The organism is Klebsiella michiganensis, from assembly GCA_000963575.1.
In the GTDB taxonomy this organism is placed as follows: Bacteria; Pseudomonadota; Gammaproteobacteria; order Enterobacterales; family Enterobacteriaceae; genus Cedecea; species Cedecea michiganensis_A.
This window is the reverse complement of sequence record CP011077.1, coordinates 2,711,613-2,731,012: the sequence shown is the minus strand read 5'-3', so window position 1 is coordinate 2,731,012 and position 19,400 is coordinate 2,711,613. Positions and strand designations below refer to the sequence as shown.

General features: G+C 56.6%; 18 protein-coding genes and 2 pseudogenes. 10 read left to right on the top strand and 10 right to left on the bottom strand.

Features of this window, described 5'->3' with window-relative positions:
- Positions 1 to 78: 78 nt before the first annotated feature.
- Positions 79 to 819, top strand: coding sequence for a 3-oxoacyl-ACP reductase (locus VW41_12690; protein ID AJZ89826.1), 741 nt, complete (start codon positions 79 to 81; stop codon positions 817 to 819).
- A gap of 13 nt (positions 820 to 832) precedes the next feature.
- A complete protein-coding gene (locus VW41_12685; protein ID AJZ89825.1) occupies positions 833 to 1,042 on the top strand; it encodes a 4-oxalocrotonate tautomerase in 210 nt (69 codons plus the stop codon).
- A gap of 14 nt (positions 1,043 to 1,056) precedes the next feature.
- Here the strand turns inward: VW41_12685 and VW41_12680 are convergent, their stop codons facing one another.
- From VW41_12680 to lolB, 4 genes are all read right to left on the bottom strand, one after another.
- Positions 1,057 to 2,739: a transporter gene (locus tag VW41_12680; protein ID AJZ89824.1), complete on the bottom strand. Its 1,683-nt coding sequence runs from the start codon at positions 2,737 to 2,739 to the stop codon at positions 1,057 to 1,059.
- 116 nt (positions 2,740 to 2,855) lie between these two features.
- Positions 2,856 to 3,821, bottom strand: a complete 966-nt coding sequence (locus VW41_12675) for a ribose-phosphate pyrophosphokinase (protein AJZ89823.1) — start codon at positions 3,819 to 3,821, stop codon at positions 2,856 to 2,858.
- 107 nt (positions 3,822 to 3,928) lie between these two features.
- Positions 3,929 to 4,798 carry a kinase gene (locus VW41_12670; protein ID AJZ89822.1) on the bottom strand — a complete coding sequence of 290 codons (870 nt, stop codon included), beginning with the start codon at positions 4,796 to 4,798 and terminating at the stop codon, positions 3,929 to 3,931.
- Positions 4,798 to 5,421 carry an outer membrane lipoprotein LolB gene (gene lolB / locus VW41_12665; protein AJZ89821.1) on the bottom strand — a complete coding sequence of 208 codons (624 nt, stop codon included), beginning with the start codon at positions 5,419 to 5,421 and terminating at the stop codon, positions 4,798 to 4,800. The genes VW41_12670 and lolB overlap by 1 nt, the downstream gene beginning before the upstream one ends.
- A gap of 202 nt (positions 5,422 to 5,623) precedes the next feature.
- On the opposite strand from lolB, the gene hemA reads away from it, so the two are divergent.
- From hemA to VW41_12635, 6 genes are read left to right on the top strand one after another with little or no spacing between them, the layout of a single operon-like run.
- Positions 5,624 to 6,880, top strand: coding sequence for a glutamyl-tRNA reductase (gene hemA, locus VW41_12660; GenBank protein ID AJZ89820.1), 1,257 nt, complete (start codon positions 5,624 to 5,626; stop codon positions 6,878 to 6,880).
- 36 nt (positions 6,881 to 6,916) lie between these two features.
- On the top strand, positions 6,917 to 7,999 hold the full coding sequence (prfA, locus tag VW41_12655; protein AJZ89819.1) for a peptide chain release factor 1: 1,083 nt from the start codon (positions 6,917 to 6,919) through the stop codon (positions 7,997 to 7,999).
- Entirely contained in the window at positions 7,999 to 8,829 is an 831-nt protein-coding gene (locus tag VW41_12650; protein ID AJZ89818.1) for an SAM-dependent methyltransferase, read from the top strand. The genes prfA and VW41_12650 overlap by 1 nt, the downstream gene beginning before the upstream one ends.
- A gap of 20 nt (positions 8,830 to 8,849) precedes the next feature.
- Complete coding sequence (locus VW41_12645) at positions 8,850 to 9,239, top strand: siroheme synthase (protein ID AJZ89817.1); 390 nt, start codon at positions 8,850 to 8,852, stop codon at positions 9,237 to 9,239.
- Positions 9,240 to 9,241: 2 nt separating this feature from the next.
- On the top strand, positions 9,242 to 10,051 hold the full coding sequence (locus VW41_12640) for a hypothetical protein (protein AJZ89816.1): 810 nt from the start codon (positions 9,242 to 9,244) through the stop codon (positions 10,049 to 10,051).
- Between the two features lie 24 nt (positions 10,052 to 10,075).
- Positions 10,076 to 10,930 carry a 2-dehydro-3-deoxyphosphooctonate aldolase gene (locus VW41_12635; GenBank protein ID AJZ89815.1) on the top strand — a complete coding sequence of 285 codons (855 nt, stop codon included), beginning with the start codon at positions 10,076 to 10,078 and terminating at the stop codon, positions 10,928 to 10,930.
- A gap of 172 nt (positions 10,931 to 11,102) precedes the next feature.
- Here the strand turns inward: VW41_12635 and VW41_12630 are convergent, their stop codons facing one another.
- Positions 11,103 to 12,206, bottom strand: coding sequence for a calcium/sodium:proton antiporter (locus tag VW41_12630; protein ID AJZ89814.1), 1,104 nt, complete (start codon positions 12,204 to 12,206; stop codon positions 11,103 to 11,105).
- A gap of 572 nt (positions 12,207 to 12,778) precedes the next feature.
- On the opposite strand from VW41_12630, the gene VW41_12625 reads away from it, so the two are divergent.
- Entirely contained in the window at positions 12,779 to 13,474 is a 696-nt protein-coding gene (locus tag VW41_12625) for a transporter (GenBank protein ID AJZ89813.1), read from the top strand.
- Positions 13,475 to 13,654: 180 nt separating this feature from the next.
- On the opposite strand, the gene VW41_12620 is transcribed toward VW41_12625, so the two are convergent.
- The 3 genes from VW41_12620 to VW41_12610 all read right to left on the bottom strand — a co-directional run bounded on the left by VW41_12620 (position 13,655) and on the right by VW41_12610 (position 16,374).
- Positions 13,655 to 13,900: a hypothetical protein gene (locus tag VW41_12620; protein ID AJZ89812.1), complete on the bottom strand. Its 246-nt coding sequence runs from the start codon at positions 13,898 to 13,900 to the stop codon at positions 13,655 to 13,657.
- 222 nt (positions 13,901 to 14,122) lie between these two features.
- The gene (locus VW41_12615) at positions 14,123 to 15,910 is read right to left on the bottom strand and encodes a chemotaxis protein (protein AJZ89811.1); all 1,788 of its coding nucleotides are present in this window, start codon (positions 15,908 to 15,910) and stop codon (positions 14,123 to 14,125) included.
- Positions 15,911 to 16,020: 110 nt separating this feature from the next.
- Entirely contained in the window at positions 16,021 to 16,374 is a 354-nt protein-coding gene (locus VW41_12610; protein AJZ89810.1) for a hypothetical protein, read from the bottom strand.
- 161 nt (positions 16,375 to 16,535) lie between these two features.
- Between VW41_12610 and VW41_12605 the strand changes: the two genes are divergently transcribed.
- Positions 16,536 to 17,936, top strand: a complete 1,401-nt coding sequence (locus VW41_12605) for an invasin (protein ID AJZ89809.1) — start codon at positions 16,536 to 16,538, stop codon at positions 17,934 to 17,936.
- A gap of 6 nt (positions 17,937 to 17,942) precedes the next feature.
- On the opposite strand, the pseudogene VW41_12600 reads toward VW41_12605, so the two are convergent.
- Together VW41_12600 and VW41_12595 are read right to left on the bottom strand one after the other, a co-directional pair.
- Positions 17,943 to 18,245: pseudogene (locus VW41_12600) on the bottom strand (transcriptional regulator NarL).
- Between the two features lies 1 nt (position 18,246).
- Positions 18,247 to 19,263, bottom strand: a pseudogene (locus VW41_12595) (nitrate/nitrite sensor protein NarX).
- Positions 19,264 to 19,400 lie beyond the last annotated feature (137 nt).

Sequence of the window (19,400 nt, the reverse complement as noted above, 5' to 3'; positions counted from 1 at the left end):
TCATGTTACGGATGGCTAATTTATCGGTCATTATGTCATAAGTATAGTGAGCTCCACATTCACCCACAGGAGCACAGTATGAACTCAACCCCAACCGTTATTGTGACCGGCGCCTCAAGCGGCATTGGTCTGGCTATCGCGCAGGCTTATCTGGCTCGCGGCTACAATGTCGTCGGCAATGGCCGCACGCTGAAGCGCTTAGAAACGGCGGCGGCAAGCCTGGGCAACCCGGCCAATTTCCTGCCGGTGGGCGGAGATATCGCGCTGAAGTCAACCGCAGAAACGCTGTTTAAGCAGGCTATCGCCGCTTTTGGCCGCGTTGATATTCTGATCAATAACGCCGGGATCTTTATCCCGAAACCGGCGAGCGAATACAGCGAGCAGGATATCGACGCGTTGATTAACACCAACCTGAAAGGGTTCCTCTTCCCGTCCCAGCTTGCCGCCAGCCATATGAGTAAAAACAAGTCGGGTCATATTGTGAACATCACGGCGAGCGTGGCCATGCAGCCCAACGTCAAGGTGCCGGCTTTGCTGCCGGTGATGGTGAAGGGCGGTTTGAATCAGGCCACCCGGGCGCTGGCTTTAGAGCTGGCGGCGGACAATGTGCGGGTTAACGCCGTGGCGCCTGGCATTATCGAAACGCCGCTGCACGCGGATTATTCCGGCTCGGTAGGTTTTCTCAGCACGCTGTCGCCGAGCGGGCGGACGGGCACCGTGCAGGATGTGGTAAACGCCGTGCTGTACCTGACGGATTCGCAGTTTGTCAGCGGCACGGTGATGGCCGTTGACGGCGGCAGTACCGCTGGTATCTGGTAACGGGAGAATTGCTATGCCATACGTTAATATTCGCGTCACCCGGGAAGGGGTCAGCGCAGAGCAGAAGCTTGCGCTGATTGAGGGCGTCACCGACCTGCTGGAGCAGGTGTTAAACAAAAAGCCCGCCGACACCTTTGTGGTTATCGATGAGGTTGAAACCGACAACTGGGGCGTGAACCGCGAAAGCGTGACCGGCCGGCGGCGGCGTGAAGCCGGGCAGTAGTATTGAACTGGCCGCTAGTCGGCGGCCAGTGCTGCCTGAACGTCCGGGAAGAACGCAAGACGGCCAGGGATCAGCTTAACGCCAGCCCGCGCGAGGGTGCGCAGCGGCTGGAATTCGAGGTTTGTCACCCGCAGCTCACAGCCTTCCGGCATTTTTTCCACAAACCGCTGGAAGGCATCCAGCCCCCCCGCATCCAGCAGCGGCACAGCATCCCACTGCAGAACAACCACCCGATGACCCGGCACCTGCTGGGCTAGCTGAACGAACAGCCCTTCGGCGGCGGCAAAGAACAGCGGCCCGGTGACCCGCAGCGCCAGCACATCCTCGGCGGTATTCACATTGCTAAGCGGTGCGAGGCGGGTCATACGGGCAATCCGGCGCATGAAAAGCAGCGACGCCAGCACAATGCCAACGCTGATGGCTATCACCATGTCAAACAGCACGGTCAGCGACATGCAGATCAGCATGACGATGATGTCGTCTTTCGGGGCGCGGCGCAGCAGGTTCACGACTTTATGCGCCTCGCTCATGTTCCATGCCACCATCAGCAGCAGGGCGGCCATCGCCGAAAGCGGCAGCCAGGAAAGCAGAGGGGCGAGCGCCAGCAGGGCAAGGATCACCAGCAGCGAGTGAATAATGGCGGCAACCGGCGAGGTTGCCCCGGCGCGCACGTTAGCGGCGGAGCGGGCAATCGCTGCGGTAGCGGTAATGCCCCCGAAGAATGGGGCAATAATATTCCCCAGCCCCTGGCCGACCAGCTCGCTGTTGGCGTTGTGCCTGGTATCGGTCATGCCGTCCAGTACCACCGCACAAAGCAGCGATTCAATGGCCCCCAGCATGGCCATAGAAAACGCGGCAGGCAGCAGGGCGCTCAGCGAGTCCCAGCTCAGCGTAAAGTCTGAATGGGGCATATCCCACGGCAGCACTAGCTGAGGCAGCAGTTGAGGAATGCCGTTGCCCTGGCTGCCGTCGGCCAGCACGTAGTGGAAGCGGGAGCCAATAGTGGCCACTTCACCGCCCAGCGAGGTGACAATCGCCATAACGGCGCAGCCTGCCAGAAGCGCAGGCAAATGTCCCGGCAGGCGAATTCCCAGCCGAGGCCAGACAATCAGCACCGCCAGCGTCACGATGCCGATCGCCGCATCGCCCATATTCATGGTGGGCATCGCCATCGCCAGCGCGGCCACTTTATTAAGATAGTGCTCCGGTACGTGCGCCAGCGTCAGGCCGAAAAAGTCCTTCACCTGCATCGTGGCGATAGTTATCCCGATCCCGGAGGTAAAGCCCAGCGTCACCGACAGCGGAATGTACTCGATAAGCCGGCCAAAGCGCGCCAGTCCAAACAGGATCAGGAATATGCCGGACATCAGCGTGGCCACCAGCAGCCCCGCCAAACCGAACTGCTGTGCGACCGGGTAGAGGATCACCACGAAAGCCGCTGTCGGGCCGGAGACGCTGAAGCGCGACCCACCGCTTAGGGCGATAACAATCCCGGCGACGGCGGCCGTATACAAACCGTACTGCGGCGCGACGCCGCTGCCGATGGCCAGCGCCATAGCCAGAGGAATAGCAATGATCCCAACGGTAACGCCGGCAATGGCGTCGCGGCTAAAGCGGGACAGGGTGTACTTTTCGCGCCAGCAGGCATCAATCAGGGCGCGGAAAGGCATGACGTGAGAAGAAGATACGGTTTTCACTTGTGATTCCATCCGTGAGCGCATCATCTGTCGTTCAGGCAGGTGAAGGAGGCATTGAAAAAGAGTCGTTCAAAAACGAAAAAACCCGCCGCAGCGGGTTTTAAAAGCAACGTCTATCAGTGCTCGAACATCGCAGAGATAGATTCTTCGTTACTGATACGGCGAATTGCTTCTGCCAGCATACCGGACAGGGTCAGGGTACGGACGTTTGGCAGGGCTTTGATTTCGTCAGACAGCGGGATGGTATCGCACACAATCACTTCGTCGATCACCGAGTTGCGCAGGTTGTGTACCGCGTTACCGGAGAAGATTGGGTGAGTTGCATAGGCGAATACGCGTTTTGCGCCGCGTTCTTTCAGCGCTTCCGCTGCTTTACACAGGGTACCGCCGGTATCGATCATGTCGTCAACCAGGACGCAATCACGGCCGGACACGTCACCGATGATATGCATAACCTGGGAAACGTTAGCGCGCGGGCGGCGCTTATCGATGATAGCCATATCGGTGTCGTTCAGCAGCTTAGCGATAGCACGGGCACGAACCACGCCGCCGATGTCCGGGGAAACCACGATTGGGTTTTCCAGGCCGATTTGCAGCATATCTTCCAGCAGAATTGGGCTACCGAAGACGTTGTCTACCGGGACGTCAAAGAAGCCCTGGATTTGTTCAGCGTGCAGGTCCACGGTGAGAACACGGTCAACCCCTACGCTTGAGAGGAAGTCAGCAACGACTTTCGCAGTGATTGGCACACGAGCGGAGCGCACGCGGCGGTCCTGACGAGCGTAACCAAAGTAAGGGATAACAGCGGTGATACGGCCTGCAGAAGCGCGGCGCAGGGCATCAACCATAACAACCAGTTCCATCAGGTTGTCGTTCGTTGGGGCACAGGTGGACTGGATGATGAAAATATCACCACCGCGTACATTTTCGTTGATTTGTACGCTTACTTCACCGTCGCTAAAGCGACCGACGGCGGCGTCACCAAGGGAGGTGTACAGGCGGTTGGCAATACGTTGTGCTAGTTCCGGGGTGGCGTTACCAGCAAAAAGCTTCATATCAGGCACGAGAAGAACCTCAGGCATGCGTCCAGTGGCGGATGGTTGCTACCGCATTATGTGCGGGCGGGGTAGCCCCCATCCAGGCGGTGTATTAAAGAGCACGATGCAACGTCTGAAACGAGGTGACGTTGTCACCAATGCCCAGCTTGCCCGGATATGGCCTGATGCAGCGGAGATCTATTAACGCCTCGCGCAACAAACCCATGCAGCCATTCCGGGGCTTGCTCAAGCACCTGCCGGGCGGCGTGCTCGGTGTTGAATTCAGCAAACACACAAGCGCCGGTGCCGGTCAGGCGCGACGGCGCGTATTCTAACAGCCAGGAAAGCGCGGCATCAACCTCGCGAAAACGTTTTCTTGCGATAACCTCACAATCGTTGCCAAATTCACATTTTAGCAACGTCGTAATTGACCTGACCGGGGTTTCGCGCGGGAGGTCGGGATCGCCAAAAATGATCGGCGTCGGAATACTGACGCCCGGATGGGCAACCAGGTACCATTTTTCTTCAGGTTCAACCGGCGTCAGGATTTCGCCGACGCCTTCAGCAAAGGCTGCGTGCCCCCTGACAAACACCGGCACGTCGGCCCCAAGACGAATACCCAGCGCAGCCAGTTCGTCTTCGCTGCAGCGCGTATTCCAGAGATGATTCAGCGCAACCAGCACCGTTGCCGCGTTGGAGGAGCCACCGCCCAGTCCACCGCCCATTGGGAGCCGCTTCTCGACGCCGAGATCCGCTCCCGCGCCGGCGGGCAGAGTTCCTTTCTCTGCCGCGTACTCACCCAGCATCCGGGCAGCGCGGATAATCAGGTTTTCATCATCCGGCACGCCGTCAATGGGTGTCACCAGTTGAATCACGCCGTCCTGGCGCGGTGAAATGGTGAGCGTATCGCCATAATCGAGAAACTGAAACAGCGTCTGCAGGTTGTGGTAACCGTCGGCCCGGCGACCGGTGATGTACAAAAACAGATTTAGTTTTGCAGGAGAAGGCCAGCGAGAGATCATTATTTCACCGTCCAGCTGTCCATTTTCAGCTTGATGCGCTGGTCGCCTTCGCGCAGTTCCATATTGGAAGGCAGGGAGGGCTGGGTTTTGCTGTCGTAATCGCTGTAGACCACTTTCCAGGTTTTTCCGCCCTGGGTGTAATTCACTTCACGCAGGCGGTACTGGTCGTCCAGCTTGTAATCTGTTGAATCGCCCGGCAGGCCTAACATCCACTGGCGCAGGCTGTTCAGCGGAATAGGCATCCCGGTCAGTTTGCCGATCATCTCTTCCGCATCTTTGGCAATGTAGCGCTTGCCATCACGGTCGGTTAACTGAACCCGATCCGGCTGAGCGTTAAGTTCAAGTTCGGTGCTGCCGAGCGGGTTTGTTAGCAGCAGACGGTAGCGGTCCGGCGCGGTTTGCTGCCAGTTAAAACGGGCATATACCTTTTGGCTATCGGAGAGATAAGCAAAAGCGCCACGCGTTTGATATTGGGTGATTTTTTGTACTTGTTGCTGGTGTTCTAACCATTGCGGCGAGTCAGGGCTCTTGCCCGGGCCGCTCGGTTGGTTGACTGAACAGGCGGCCAGTACGAGGCTGGCAAGGGGCAGAAGGCGCATCAGACGGGCTTTTGGCATCAACATAGCGGCAGCAAATCCTTAAATTCATTTTTGTGGTCAACCCTTCATGCTAACGGGCAGGCGGCAGGGCGTCTACGGTCATGTTGTCTTAAATCATAAAACATCCACTTACTCCACAAGGGGAAGCTCTCTTTTATTGATTCGGCTCATCCTGTATGATGCGACCAGAAATCCTTATCAACATCGGTATTACTCAGACCGCTCCATGACCCTGTTAGCGTTAGGAATTAACCATAAAACCGCTCCGGTATCGCTGCGAGAACGCGTAACGTTTTCGCCAGACACGCTCGACCAGGCGTTGGGTAGCTTGCTGGAACAGCCTATGGTTCAGGGCGGGGTGGTGCTGTCGACCTGTAACAGAACTGAGTTGTATCTGAGCGTTGAGCAACAGGAAAACCTGCACGAGAGGCTGGTGCGCTGGCTGTGCGAATACCACAACCTCAATGAAGAGGAAGTGCGTAAAAGCCTTTACTGGCACCATGATAACGACGCCGTCAGCCATCTGATGCGCGTGGCCAGCGGCCTGGATTCACTGGTGCTGGGCGAACCGCAGATCCTCGGGCAGGTGAAAAAAGCCTTTGCCGATTCCCAAAAAGGACATTCACTTTCCAGCGAACTGGAACGCATGTTCCAGAAGTCCTTCTCCGTTGCCAAGCGCGTGCGCACCGAAACCGACATCGGCGCCAGTGCCGTTTCCGTCGCATTTGCAGCCTGCACCCTCGCGCGGCAAATTTTTGAATCTCTTTCCTCGGTTACCGTCCTGCTGGTCGGCGCCGGGGAGACCATCGAACTGGTTGCCCGCCATTTGCGCGAGCATAAAGTTGAGAAAATGATTATCGCCAACCGTACCCGGGAACGCGCCCAGGTGCTGGCCGATGAGGTCGGTGCGGAAGTGATCGGCCTGAGCGAGATTGACGAGCGTCTGGCGGATGCCGATATCATCATCAGCTCTACCGCCAGTCCCTTGCCTATCATCGGCAAAGGCATGATGGAACGCGCACTCAAGGCCCGCCGTAACCAACCGATGCTGCTGGTGGATATTGCCGTGCCGCGTGATGTCGAGCCGGAAGTCGGTAAACTGGCGAACGCTTATCTTTACAGCGTGGACGATCTGCAGGCCATTATTCAGAGCAACCTCGCGCAGCGCAAAGCGGCGGCTGTTGAGGCTGAAACTATCGTGGCGCAAGAGTGCAGCGAATTTATGGCCTGGCTGCGCGCGCAAAGCGCCTCTGAGACCATTCGCGAATACCGTAGTCAGGCAGAGCAGGTGAGAGATGACCTGGCTGCCAAAGCGCTGGCTGCCCTGCAACAGGGCGGCGACGCGGAATCCGTACTGCAGGATCTGGCCTGGAAATTGACCAATCGCCTGATCCATGCCCCAACCAAATCGCTCACGCAGGCTGCCCGTGACGGGGACGACGAACGCCTGCAAATCCTGCGTAACAGCCTCGGGCTGGATTAGCACACACAACTCTTATTACAAGGTGAACCACCGCCCATGAAGCCTTCTATTGTTGCCAAACTGGAAGCCTTGCAGGAGCGCCATGAAGAAGTTCAGGCCCTGCTTGGCGATGCCTCGACCATTGCCGATCAGGACCGCTTTCGCGCCCTGTCTCGTGAATATGCCCAGTTAAGCGATGTATCGCGCTGTTTCCTGCAATGGCGCCAGGTACAGGAAGACATTGAAACCGCAGAAAGCATGCTCAGCGACCCGGAAATGCGCGAAATGGCGCAGGAAGAGCTGGCCGAAGCTAAAACCAGTGGCGAAGAGCTGGAGCAGCAGCTCCAGGTGCTGCTGTTGCCAAAAGATCCCGACGATGAGCGCAATGCGTTTGTCGAAGTTCGCGCCGGTACGGGCGGGGACGAAGCCGCGCTGTTTGCCGGCGATCTGTTCCGCATGTACAGCCGCTATGCCGAATCCCGCCGCTGGCGCGTTGAGATTATCAGCGCGAACGAAGGCGAGCACGGCGGTTTCAAAGAAGTGATCGCTAAAATCAGCGGTGACGGCGTCTATGGCCGCCTGAAGTTTGAATCTGGCGGCCACCGCGTACAGCGCGTCCCGGCCACGGAATCTCAGGGGCGTATTCATACCTCCGCCTGTACCGTGGCGGTGATGCCGGAAATCCCGGAAGCAGAACTGCCGGACATTAACCCGGCGGATCTGCGCATCGATACCTTCCGTTCTTCAGGCGCCGGCGGCCAGCACGTCAACACCACCGACTCCGCAATCCGTATTACCCATTTGCCAACCGGGATTGTGGTGGAGTGCCAGGACGAACGCTCCCAGCATAAAAACAAAGCCAAAGCGCTTTCCGTGCTGGGGGCGCGTATTCGCGCTGCCGAAGTAGCAAAGCGCCAGCAGGAAGAGGCATCCACCCGCCGCAACCTGCTGGGCTCCGGCGACCGTTCTGACCGCAACCGTACCTACAACTTCCCGCAGGGGCGCGTGACCGATCACCGCATTAACCTGACGCTTTATCGTCTGGATGAAGTGATGGAAGGGAAAATCGATGCCCTGATTGAGCCGATTGTGCAGGAGTTCCAGGCCGATCAGCTCGCGGCGCTGTCCGAGCAGGATTAATGGAGTTTCAGCTATGGCTTCGCCAGGCCGTGCAACGCCTGGCGCAAAGCGAAAGCCCAAAGCGGGATGCGGAGATTTTACTTGGGTTTGTCACCGGCAAATCCCGCACTTTTATCCTCGCGTTTGGCGAAACCACGCTGACGCCAGGCCAGCAAGCCGAACTTGATGCTCTGCTGGCGAGGCGGGAGCGCGGCGAGCCGGTAGCGCACCTGGTTGGGGTGCGCGAGTTCTGGTCGCTGCCGCTGCGCGTTTCTCCGGTGACGCTGATTCCTCGCCCCGATACCGAATGCCTGGTCGAACATGCGTTAACAAAGCTGCCGGATGCCCCGTGCGCAATTTTAGATCTTGGCACCGGGACCGGCGCTATTGCTCTGGCGTTGGCCAGCGAACGCCCTGACTGCGATGTCACCGCGCTGGACGTGGTGCCTGAAGCGGTGGCGCTGGCGAAAATGAATGCGGATAACCTTGGCATAACCAACGTCAGGGTACTGCAAAGTCACTGGTTTAACGCCCTCGATACCGAGCGTTTTACGCTGATTGTCAGTAATCCACCGTATATCGACGAAGCAGACCCGCACCTCAGCGAAGGTGACGTCCGCTTTGAGCCGAAAAGCGCGCTGGTGGCGGAGAATCATGGCCTGGCCGATTTAGAAACGTTGGTTAACGATTCACGCCGTTTTCTTGAACCCGGCGGTTGGCTGGTGCTGGAACACGGCTGGACGCAGGGCGAAAGCGTACAGCGTTTGCTGCGGGATGCCGGTTTTATTGAGGTTGCAACCTACAAAGATTATGGCGATAACGATCGCCTGACGTCAGGACGCTATCTTTGACTCATTAAGGAACAGACATTTTGGCGACTTATTTCTCACTTAAATATCTGCATATTTTCACCGTCGTTATTTCAATCAGCCTGTTTGTTTTACGCTACTGGTGGCAATATCGCGGGTCTGTGATGTCCGGCAGGCGCTGGGTGCGCATCGTGCCGCACGTTAATGATACGCTGTTATTGATCAGCGGCTTTGCGCTGGTCATGGTTACGCATTTCTATCCTTTTACGCCGCAGGGAACGTGGCTGACTGAAAAGCTGTTTGGCGTTATCATCTACATCGCTTTAGGTTTTATCGCGCTGGGTAAACGCCCGCGCAGCCAGCAGGTTCGTTGGTTTGCTTTTCTGCTGGGGCTGGTGGTGCTCTACATCATCATAAAACTCGCCACCACTAAAATACCGATATTGGGGTAAGTATGCAGTCGTTAGCCGATTTCGAATTTAATCAGGCACCGCTCTGCGAGGGCATGATTCTGGTCTCGCAGCTGATTCGGGATGATTTCCCGACCGCAGAAGTTAAAGCGCAGCTCGGCGAGCTGGTCAGCCTGGCAAAAGAAGAGATTTGCCAGGGGGCGCATCCCGACCTGCAGCTGGAAAAACTGCTGGAACTCTTTTACGGGGAGTGGGGCTTTAAGGATTCAGGGGGCGTTTATCGCCTGTCCGACGCCCTGTGGCTGGACAATGTTTTAAAAAGCCGCCAGGGGAGCGCAGTTTCCCTCGGGGCGATATTGCTGTGGGTCGCTGAGCAGCTTGATATTCCGCTGATGCCGGTTATCTTCCCGACGCAGCTTATCCTGCGTGCCGACTGGATGGATGGCGAAATGTGGCTTATCAATCCGTTTAACGGCGATACGCTGGATGAGCACACGCTGGAAGTGTGGATCAAGGGCAACATTAATCCAACGGCCGAGCTGTTCGACGAGGATCTGGACGAGTCCGACAACGCGGAGGTGATCCGCAAGCTGCTGGATACGCTCAAGTCCGCGCTGATGGAGGAGCGGCAGATGGAGATGGCGCTGCGCGCCAGCGAAGTGCTGCTGCAGTTTAATCCGGAAGATCCTTACGAAATCCGCGACCGCGGCCTGATTTATGCGCAGCTGGACTGCGAGCATGTGGCGCTCAATGACTTAAGCTACTTTGTTGAGCAGTGCCCGGAAGATCCGATTAGCGAAATGATTAAGGCGCAAATCAATTCGATTGCGCACAAGCAGATTACCCTGCATTAAGTTCACACCTGATAAGGCGAACATATGAAACAAAAAGTGGTTAACATTGGCGATATCAAGGTCGCAAACGACCTGCCATTTGTGCTATTTGGCGGCATGAACGTGCTGGAATCCCGCGACCTGGCGATGCGCATCTGCGAACACTACGTTACCGTGACCCAAAAACTGGGTATTCCGTACGTGTTCAAAGCCTCTTTTGATAAAGCCAACCGTTCATCCATTCACTCTTACCGCGGCCCAGGCCTGGAAGAGGGCATGAAGATTTTCCAGGAGCTGAAGCAGACCTTCGGCGTGAAAATCATCACCGACGTGCATGAGTCTCACCAGGCTCAGCCTGTGGCTGACGTGGTTGACGTGATTCAGCTGCCGGCATTCCTGGCTCGTCAGACTGACCTGGTTGAAGCGATGGCCAAAACCGGTGCCGTCATCAACGTGAAGAAACCACAGTTCGTTAGCCCGGGCCAAATGGGCAACATCGTGGATAAATTCGCCGAAGGCGGTAACGACAAAATCATTCTTTGCGATCGCGGCACGCAGTTCGGCTACGACAACCTGGTTGTCGACATGCTGGGCTTTAGCGTCATGAAGCAGGTCTCTAACGGCGCGCCGGTGATTTTCGATGTTACCCACGCTCTGCAATGCCGTGACCCGTTTGGCGCGGCGTCAAGCGGCCGTCGCGCTCAGGTGACCGAACTGGCTCGTGCCGGGATGGCCACTGGCCTCGCCGGTCTGTTCATTGAAGCGCACCCGGATCCGGACAACGCGCGCTGCGACGGCCCATCCGCGCTGCCGCTGGCGAAGCTGGAAGCTTTCCTGACCCAGATTAAAGCCATTGACGATCTGGTGAAGAACTTCGAGCCGCTGGACACCAGTAACTAATTCCTGCAAAAAAACAAAACCAGCCGCGGCGGGTTTTTTTATATTTGGACCCCTCTCTTGAGGGAGACAGCGAAATGAGTTTGTAGTGGCCTGATGCCCTCACCCCGACCCTCTCCCACGGGGAGAGGGCGCAAACACTAGAGACTGCCCTTATGGGCAGTCTGCTGTTTACTTAGGCAAAGATTGTCATCAGGTAGGCCGCAAACAGCGCCAGGTGTGCGGTGCCGTTCAGCACGTTGGTGCGGCCCGTTGAGAACGAAATCTGACACAGCACCAGCGCCGCCATCATCACCACCATTTGCGGCATGCCGAGGGCGAAAATCAGGTCGTTGCCGGTGAACCAGGCAATCAGCGTTACCGCCGGTACGGTCAGGGAAATGGTGGCCAGCACGGAACCGAAGAACAGGTTCATTGCGCGCTGAACCTGGTTGCTCAGCACCGCTTTTAGCGCGCCCAAACCTTCCGGAGACAGAATCAGCAGAGCAACCAGGAAGCCGGTGAACTGGGCCGGTGCATCCATCGCGTCCAGAAGATGCTCCAGCGGGTTGGCGTTCATCTTGGTGACGGCGATAACCGCAATCAGGTGGACGATAAGCCAGGCCGTATGCCATGTGGAGCTGTGTGCGGACGGCTTGCCGTGGTGCGGGTCATCGCTGTCGCCTTCATCTTCATGCTCGTAAACAAACAGACTCTGGTGCGTTTTCGTCTGAATAAGCAGGAACACGCCGTACATGGCGGCCGAAATCAGCGCGACAAGGAGGGACTGACCCAGCGAGAAATTGCCGCCCGGCAGCGCCATCGGGAACACCAGCACGATCACCGCCAGCGGGAAGAGGGCGATCAGATACTGTTTAATGCCAAACAGGTTCATATACTGTGTGGCAAATTTGCGACCGCCCATCAACAGGGAGAAGCCTACAAGGCCGCCGGTCACAATCATAATGATGGAATAGAGCGTGTCGCGCATCAGCGTCGGGGCGGCATCCCCGGTGGCCATCAGCGCGGAAATCAGACTAACTTCAAGAATAACGACCGACAGGCTCAGGATCAGCGAGCCGTAGGGTTCACCCAGACGGTGCGCCAGCACGTCCGCGTGACGTACAACGCTAAAAGCACTGCTGAGAATGGCGACCAGCGCCAAAATATTGATGCCGACAACCACCGGCAGGGACTGGCTTGACCCCCACATTGCCAGTACCGCCAGTGCCAGTACCGGGAAAATGAGAGAACTCTCCTTGTGGCGGGTTTTTACCGCCTCATGTTGTGTTTTTGTCATTCAACTTCTCCATCTCTGCAGGCGATAACCTGTTTTGATCATTATAGTCAGGTTTTTGAAGTCATATAAACTAGCAAAAAACCGTTACTTTTAGTTGTAAATTTACTTACTTTTACGGCATTTATTTGAATTTAGTTCTAATGCACCAAAATGGTGTGTGTTCTTTATTTAGTTTAAATAAAACATATTGATATGGATTTAATTAAAGCAAATAACCGTTATTTTTGACGGCCTATGTCTGGGGTATTCGCATGAAAATCACAACCTGAGCGTGAAATCAGCATGTTAGCGAAACGAAAACGGACGAGTAAGCTGTTCACAAAGAGAGGCGCCAGGAAAATTAACCCTCTATTGTGTGTGACTATTTTATGGATGACAGAGTAACGCCCGTCAGTGTGACAAGAAAAAATGACAATTTATCTATTATGTGATCGTCATCATACTTGCCAGCGCGCGGCGAATTGCTTATGGTCTTGATATGTTGCTCTATTAGTAGGCAAAAGTTGTCAATAAATGCCGGGAAGGCGCAGCGTGTGCAGTCGCATGGAAGCAAGCAGTGGCGGAGGTATATCGTGTTAACGCGTGATTTCTTAATGAAAGCGGATTGTAAGACGGCTTTTGGTGCCATTGAGGAATCGTTATTGTGGTCCCCTGAGCAGCGCTCGGCGTCTCTTGCCGCGACGCTCGCTTGTCGCCCAGACCAAAGTCCGGTATGGCTTTTTGGTTACGGTTCATTGATGTGGAACCCGGCTTTTGAATTTGAAGAGTCAGCCCCCGGCATGCTGGTGGGCTGGCATCGTGCATTTTGCCTGCGGCTGACGGCGGGGCGTGGAACTGCCTGCCGTCCCGGACGCATGCTCGCGCTGAAAGAGGGCGGCAGAACAACCGGGCTTGCTTACCGGTTACCGGAGGCGGGGCTTGAAGACGAGCTGACGCTGGTCTGGAAGCGGGAGATGATTACCGGCTGTTATCTTCCCACCTGGTGCAAACTCGCGCTGGATGACGGGCGGACGGTCAATGCGCTGGTGTTCATTATGGACCCGCGTCATCCGCTTTATGAGGCGGACACCCGGGCAGAAACCATCGCGCCGCTGATTGCTTCCGCCAGTGGGCCTCTGGGCACCAATGCGCAGTATCTTTTTTCTCTCGAGCAGGAGATGAAAAAGCACGGGATGAAGGATGACCGTATGTCCGAACTGGCAAACCAGGTCCGCGCCTGGCTGAGCGGGCATGAGGATGAAGGCGGGCTGCAGCCCGGTTTTGCCTGACAAGAAAAAGGCCACCTTAGGGTGGCCTTGATTTTTCAATGTGTATTCATTGTTCTAAAAATTAGCACGCCTTATTCATAAAACAATGAATGGTGTCTTCTGGTTTGCCCCAAACAGTTGAAAACCACGTTTTCGACTGTTTGTCACCGATATAAGGCCACCTTAGGGTGGCCTTGATTTTTATGCCGGAACAAAACTGATGGAGTGCTCAAGCGACTGGGTGTGGCTGTCTATCAGTACCTTCCAGGTTCCGCTGTAGGGCACGGCGATATAGGCCGACCGGCGATTCTGCACGCTCAGAACGTCGGCCTCCGTGCTACCTCGCTTGTCTGAGTCGCACATCAAATGGATATGGCAGTTATTCGAACAGCGAACCACCACGGTATCGCCACCAAAAAGTTTTAGACTGGCTTTTACTACTGGCATTTTTCACTCCACTTCCGCATCAAACATGGCCTTTAGGCCCCCAAAGGTGCTGTCCTGGTACGTGATGTTGTTCACAAATCACTCGAGGCATCACACCAGAGCCTGGGGGAGCAAATGCTGATGCTGATCAAAAAATGCCGCAACGATTAAACAATAATCATATTGTGCCTGAAACCTTTCAGCTGACGGGTGTTTCGTTGGCAAACGCCCGTCAGCACATCATTAAATACGGAAATGCCCCGCGGTTTCCGCTAAGTCTCCGGCCTGACTTTGCAGCGCGCCCGCCGCCGCCGCGGATTCCACCACCAGCTCAGCATTCTGCTGCACCATACTGTCCAGATGGTTGACCGCGTGGTTAATCTCCTGAATCCCTTTCATCTGTTCGTCGGTTGAGAGGGTTATCTCGCGCATGATCGCCAGCACGCTTCCGACGCTTTGTTCTATTTTGTCCATCGCTTCACCGGCCTGGCGCACATAAAGCGAGCCATCGGCAACGCTTGCGGTAGTAGAGTCGATCAGGCTTTTGATCTCCTTCGCCGCCTGCGCGCTACGGCTGGCGAGGTTCCGTACTTCGCCGGCCACCACGGCAAATCCCCGGCCTTGTTCACCGGCGCGAGCGGCCTCAACGGCGGCATTTAGCGCCAGGATATTGGTCTGGAAAGCGATGCTGTCAATGACGCCGGTGATGTCCCCGATTTTGCCCGAGGCCTGTTCAATGGCCTGCATGGTGGTTATCACTTTTGAGACGACTGCACCCCCGCGCCCGGCGGCTTCACTGGCGCTGTGGGCCTGCGTATTGGCCTGAGCGGCTGATGCCGTAGAGTTCGCGACGGAGGCGGTGATCTGCTCCACGGCGCTGGCGGTTTCCCGCAGGCTGGAGGCTGCCTGCTCGGTGCGGGCAGAAAGATCCTGATTACCGGCGGCAATTTCGTTGGCGGCCACCTTCACCGAGGCGCTTGAATCCCTGAGCTGGGTCATGACCACGCCCAGCTTATCGCTGAAGGCGTTAAAGGCGTGGGCTATTTCCGTCACTTCATCGTGGCCGGTTTCCGGTAACCGCTGTGACAGGTCGTTCGTGCCGTTGCTGATGGCGCGCATCCCGTCACGAATCATACCGAGGCGGCTCATCACCTTGCTAATAAGCAGGTGCACAACTGCGCCAGAGATAAGGACGAGCACCAGCAGGGCGATGGCGGAAGCTTTCACTAAGGCACGCATCCCCGAAGTGGCATCATGCTCGTCGAGGGCCACCACCAGATACCAATGAGTCCCGGCAATCGGCGTGGCCATTAGCTGCTTGCGTTGCTCATTCATTGTGCCTGTGGTGCGATGGGTGTCGCCCAGCAGTTGCCTGAAATCAGCCTGTTGAACGGCATCAGAAAAGGCCTTCAGCGTCAGGGCGGGATCCTGGCCGGCAATCAACGTTCCATCACTATTGATAAGCAGCCCGCTGCTGTCTGGCGTGGGGTGAATGCTGCGTACGTTAGCAATCACGCTGTCCATCGCGACATCCCCCGCGACGACAGCTTTAAGGTTGCCATTTTGCTTAATGGGCACGGCAAACGTTACCACCAGTTTACCGGTACCGGCATCCACGTAAGGGGCGGTCACGACGGGGGCATCGTCTTTCACCACCTGCTGGTACCACGGGCGCCCGGTCGGGTCGAAATCGGCGGGTACCCCCGTTGGGTCTGAGAATTTTGCGGTTTTATTCGCGTAGCCTACATAGATATTGGTGAAGCCCCCGGCTTTTGCCTGTTGGGTGAAGACCGGGATGGGATCTTCGCTCAGCGCAGCGCTTTCCAGAGAACTCACGATGGCCATTTTACCGCTGACCCAGTCGCCGATCGCGACGGAATGGCTCAGGCTGGTGCTGGTCAAGGTGTCAGTTATGGCACGCTGGTTATCGCGGCTGGTGACGGTGTAATTAATGAAGGTGTTGAGACATAACGCGGAGACCAGGCAAATTGCCGTGACTAAAAGAAGACGTGTACGAAGAGATCTAACCATAATTATTATCCTGCTGCTGTGTTGTCCTAAGCCAAATATCGGCAACATTTGCAGGTAACTTGATGGCGCGAGAGAGGGTATAAGCAAATAATATTCCCGCGCCGAAATAATTAGAAAGTGAGGGTTTTATCTGACGCTAAGGTCCATTCGGCAAGTTCAACGAGCGTGCCGATGGCGACGCCTTCAATGAGCGGCAGGCCGGTGATGCCGCGCCCGTCGGTACAGGTTTTACAGAGTTTCACGGGCACGCCCTGTGCGGTGAGAATTTCGAGCATCTGCTGAATGTTGTATCCCTCGGCAGGCTTCTGGCCACGCAGGCCAGCGGTAACCGCGTCGGACATCAGGAACAGTTTTACTTCTGGCTGCGGCTCCTGGTCGCGCAGGGCGATGGCCAGCCGCAAACTGTTAAAAAGTGACTCACTGCCGTAAGCCGCTCCGTTGGTAATAATGACTATCTTCTGCATTGTCTTCTCCTTGATGATAACGCTGAGCATAAGAAACAGTGTATCGCCCTGAGTTACCGGTGAGTATGATTTATCCCCGGAAAAGCCGGATTAATCCTGGAGTCGTACATGTACGTGGCCCCGGCAGGTTAAGGGCAAAACCAGTGTGTTATCATTACGCAATGCGTAGATTTGCCGTTCCGTTTTTGACTTTGTGCTGCCTGCTCCCTCGTCCGGGAGGGGCAATGAGTACCTCACACAACGCCGCGCCTGCTGCCCGAAATCCTTTCTCTTCTCCCGCCGACGACCTGCCGAATATGGGCCTTGCGCCTGAAACCGATGCCGCCGCGCGCAGAATTGCCGCGATGGCGAAGAAGTTTGGCGAAGACAGCATGGTGGACAACGGGCTGGATACCGGCGAGCAGGCGCGACTGTTCGCCTTTACCAGTCTGAGGGATTTACTGACCGACAAAGTGACCGATGAAACCCAGGCTTTGCTTTCGCCCTGGGGCAAAGCCAACGTCAATTTACGGGTGGATGAGCACGGCAATTGGTCCGGCAGCAGCGGGGCGTTATTTACCCCCTGGCAGGACAACAATCGTTATCTGACCTGGAGCCAGCTCGGCTTTAGCCAGCAAAAAAACGGCGCCACCGGTAACATTGGGTTGGGACAGCGCTGGGTAGCCGGTAACTGGCTGCTGGGTTACAACTCGTTCTACGACAATCAGCTGACAACGCAGCTCCAGCGGGCGGGGTTTGGGGCGGAAGCCTGGGGGGAATACCTGCGGCTTTCGGCTAATTATTACCAGCCTTTGAACGGCTGGCGCGCGCAAACCGACACGCTCGAACAGCGCCTGGCCCGGGGCTACGATGTCACGGCGCAAGCCTGGCTGCCGTTTTATCGGCATATTTTTACCAGCCTTAGCTTTGAGCAATACTTTGGTGACAACGTCACGCTCTTCGACAGCGATAGCGGATACCGAAACCCCGTCGCGGTGACGATGGGCATCAACTACACGCCGGTGCCGCTGATTACGCTCACGGCCCAGCATAAGCAGGGTGAAAGCGGGATCGCGCAGGACAATCTGGGGCTTAAGCTGAATTATCGCTTCGGAGTGCCGTTGCAGAAGCAGCTCTCGGCGGACGAAGTGGCCACCACCAGTTCGCTGCGCGGCAGCCGCTACGATAGCGTTGAGAGGGACTCTGTCCCGGTGATGCAGTTCCGCCAGCGCAAAACGCTGTCGGTATTCCTGGCGACGCCGCCCTGGCAGCTACAGCCGGGAGAAACGGTTTTGCTTAAGCTGCAGGTGAAAGCGACGCACGGCATCCGGCGGCTGGTATGGCAGGGTGATACTCAGGCGCTTAGCCTGACGCCACCGGCCCAGCCGCTCAGCGCCGACGGCTGGAGCATTATTTTACCTGCGTGGCAGGACGGCGCCGAAAATAATTACCACCTGTCGGTCACCGTGGAAGATGCAAAAGGGCAGAAGGTCACTTCGAATGAGATTGTGCTCAAGCCCGCGGCTCCGCTACTGATCACCCCTGAAAGCGATCCGCGCTACTCCCTGTTACCGGAGGAGTAGCAGGCGTTAGAAGATGCGATCCTGGTGAACCCAAACGGCGGCTTCTACCCGGGATTTGAGCTTCATTTTTTTCAGCAGGTGTTTGACGTGCACCTTCACCGTGCTTTCGGTGATGTCCAGGCGGCGGGCTATCATCTTGTTAGGCAAGCCCTGGGCTATCAGCTTCAGGATATCGCGTTCGCGCGGCGTGAGCTGATTAACATCACGATCGGAGGTGGTACGGTTGGCCCGCAGGCTTGCCGCCAGCACAGGTGTTAGCGCCTCGCTGAGTACCATCTCGCCCGCCGCGGCCTGCTGCAGGGCTTTAATGAACGTGGTTATCGGTGAGCCGCCACTTCAGGGTCGTGGTTTCCTGTGGCTGCGCTGCCCCGGCATCCGGACACAGCTGGCAGCCCTGAGCGTCGCAGAGTGCATCCGGCTGGAAAGTGTATTCCTGGTAATTCTCTTCATCTTCGTACTCATAAACCCGCAGCACGATCCCCAGCAATGGCGTTAAAACCTGCAGCTCGCTCAGCACGGGGGAAATACGCTGGCACAGCGGAGCCCGGGCGTGCAGGCGGCGATTTGCCTCATAGAGGAAAGTGAGCATCTGGTTTTTTTGCTCAAGCCCGGCGGTTTTCTCCCGAACCCGCCGTTCAAGCACGGCGTAACTTTGCGCCAGCTCGCTGGACATGCTGTTAAGCGCGATCCCAAGCGTGGCCATTTCGTCCCGCCCCCGAACATTCACGCGCTGGGTGAAGTCTCGCTGACCAATGGCGGCGGCCATCGCCAGAAGTTGCCGCCACGGGCGGAGTAATCTTTTGCGTAACCAAATCAGGGTAAAAACGATCAACAACCCGAGTAATACCGCCATACCCTGCTGCAGCAAAATCACATGATGCAGACGCATCTCCGTGGTGCGGTCGAAGGAGCTGACCAGTTCATCAATGCTGGTCACAAAATGGGCGACGGCGGGTTTCACCTGCTGTGGCGTTTGGGCGGCGATCAGCGCGGGTTCGAGGGTGCTGCGCCAGTATTCTTGTAACTGCTGAAGTTTAGCCTGCTGCCCGTCGCGTTCGGCGGCAAGGAGCAGATCGTCACTCCAGGTGGTTTGCTCCATTTCACTAAGCAGCTCCTTATCCTGTTCCGTCAGCGGAATGGCCGCCAGCAGGCGGTAGCTCTGCATGCGCATCGAGCCCGTTTTATTGATCGCGTGGGCATTGCCGGAGATCCCCTGGGCCAGCCAGCCGGCCATTGCCATTCCCGCCACGCTTAACGTCGCCAGCAGCATGACAACCAGCGTGAGCTGATTGACCAGCGAGAGGGGAGAAAGCAGGCGTTTTAGCATTGCGCACGGGCTCCTGAAGCGGTGAAGGGGATGAGTGGCGCTATTTTCGGCCAACACCTGGAGTATACCCATACCCACTAAGGATTACCCCTAAATTGCCACAGGTGGCAGAGCGCCGAAATCAGTCGGCAACCAGC